Source organism: Bradyrhizobium hipponense (assembly GCF_008123965.1).
Classification (GTDB): domain Bacteria; phylum Pseudomonadota; class Alphaproteobacteria; order Rhizobiales; family Xanthobacteraceae; genus Bradyrhizobium; species Bradyrhizobium hipponense.
Genome location: NZ_VSTH01000083.1, coordinates 1 through 2,153, shown reverse-complemented (window position 1 = coordinate 2,153; position 2,153 = coordinate 1). Strand labels below are relative to the sequence as shown.

Sequence of the window (2,153 nt, the reverse complement as noted above, 5' to 3'; positions counted from 1 at the left end):
CAAACGTCCCGTTCCATGACTGTCGTCTAGTTTGCAGGCACACGAAAGAAACTTGCTAGAATAGTATCGCCGCGCAAGTGTTGGCGCAATTCCTCGCATATCGCCCGAAATGGTCAGAAGCTTTGAGGCCATGATCATGGACGCGAGGCTTGGATTGTCGAGGCTGTCTGTGCTCCGCCGAGTCGGTTAATGCGCGAGAACACCCCCGCTGCGCTTCTCCACCACCACCTGAGCGCGAGCAGCACCTTTTACCTAGCACCTCAGAGTTGCGAGGGCCTCTCGCCGAGCTGGTTTATCCGAGTTTTCAAGTCTGAGGTCTGCCGGAGGTGAGCTCGTTGGCGCAGAGTCGAGTGGAACATCGTAATATGCTGTGACAGGGCTCTGCGGAGAGCTGGTCAATTTGCGTCGTGTGTGAGCTCGTCCACAAGTGAGGGCCGCCGCCGCGACGTTGCGACCTTCAGCCTGATCGCCACCGCCCAGGCCAACGATATTGATCGACAAGCTTGGCTCGCGACGTCCTGCACGCGGGCCCGACAAGCGCATTTACGCTCTCCCGCCTAGAACTGCCGTTCTGAGAACGTGGCTCACCCTGCTGAACCCAAGCAGATCAGGTAATAGGATCAAACCAGACGCCTTCACCGGATACATACCAACCAGCGAGTTTCACGCCTCCCAGCATGGGTGTGGACATCATTCAGAACCGTACATTGCGCAGCGGCGACCCCACCCTTAGCGGTTTGCAGCATAGCTGCAACCGCAATCAACGGTTTCAGCGCCTCAGAAGCCCGAGCCTATTTTTGCATCCAAATTGTCACATCGACACCTTTCATTTAGCCGAACAATGAGGCAGAAAAGAAAGAGACAACCGGCCACCGGCTCATCGGAACACAGATATTTAGATGTTTGACACATTGGCAACCGTGACTGGATCGATCGCACACGAGCCGCGTACACCGGGAGCAAACGACCGAGATCTACAGTTAGATTTCGCGAAAGGTGCGCTCATTATTTTGGTGATCGTGGGGCATTTGATCCAGCACATCATCTACCGAGATGATGGGTTTTGGTATTCGCCGTACTACAAGTCGATCTATATGTTTCACATGCCGCTCTTTATGGCGATAAGTGGATACCTTTCTTGTCGATCGCTGCTGCGCAAGTCGTTCACTAGAGCCGCCAGCGATCGTGCGAAGCAGCTCCTGCTGCCGATGCTGTTTTGGTGGGCCTTCATGGAGACCGCCAAATTTGGGGCATTGTGGCGCGCAACTAGCGTAACGAGCGGGCCTCTGGAATTTGTACACGACTTCGCTGGCACATACTGGTTCATCTGGGCCACCTTTGTTTCCTACCTTCTCGTCAAGATACTTACCAATCTCAAGCACGGATCGTGGGTCATATCTGGATCAGCCGTACTGGTTGCGCTCGCGCCCGTGACATTTTCCATATCTCCTCTGATCAAATTCACTTACCCGTTCTTCTGCTTGGGATTCTTGTTGGCTCAATCGCGAGAACGATGGATGAGTACAGTGCGATCTGGGAAGATGCTCCTGATTGTATTTCTCTCGATAGTGACTTGCGTAGGCTTTCTAGCTTGGAGCAAGGATACTTATATCTATAATAATCTTGCCATCATTCACGATTTTAGGTCGGCTAAAAACGTGTTTTTGATGTTTGTTGGCTCTGCAGCTGCTTCAGCAATCGCTATTGAACTCTTCTTGCTATGCTGGCGCATTGGCCGTTCAAATCGAGCGGGCCGCTTTATCGCTGTGGAGTTGGGCCAGAGCACGCTTCTGCTCTACCTGGTCCAGGGTACCGTTTTCCGTCTCATGGATTTCATGCAGTTCGGAGAACGTTGGGATCTCACGACCCGTTTTGCCGTCGCCGGTACGCTCGGAGCCTCCATTGTTGTGTTCGCACTGACGGTCCGCTCGATTGTTCGAACGGTTCCATATCTGTCTCAGCTCGTCCTTGGAACGCCAGCACGTTCAGGTCTTTCGCAGGCTAAACCTGCAATGAACTAGGTCAGCGTTTCCTTGGTTCGAATCATATCAGGTGGCCTCGGCGAGTTTGTGGGACCAGGTATGGACGACGGCACGGCGATTGACCTCGTCAATTCCGGCCATGACGCGCTCTTTGAGTTCGTGCTTTGATGT

At 53.4% G+C, this 2,153-nt stretch carries 1 protein-coding gene; it reads left to right on the top strand.

From position 1 onward, the window contains the following. The first annotated feature begins 899 nt into the window (after positions 1-899). Entirely contained in the window at positions 900-2,021 is a 1,122-nt protein-coding gene (gene nolL / locus FXV83_RS24600; RefSeq protein ID WP_187436130.1) for a nodulation factor fucose acetyltransferase NolL, read from the top strand. Positions 2,022-2,153: the final 132 nt, after the last annotated feature.

What these genes read in the sequence shown, in the direction of transcription:
- nolL (WP_187436130.1), top strand. Translation starts at nt 900, where the DNA reads ATGTTTGACACATTGGCAACCGTGACTGGATCGATCGCACACGAGCCG.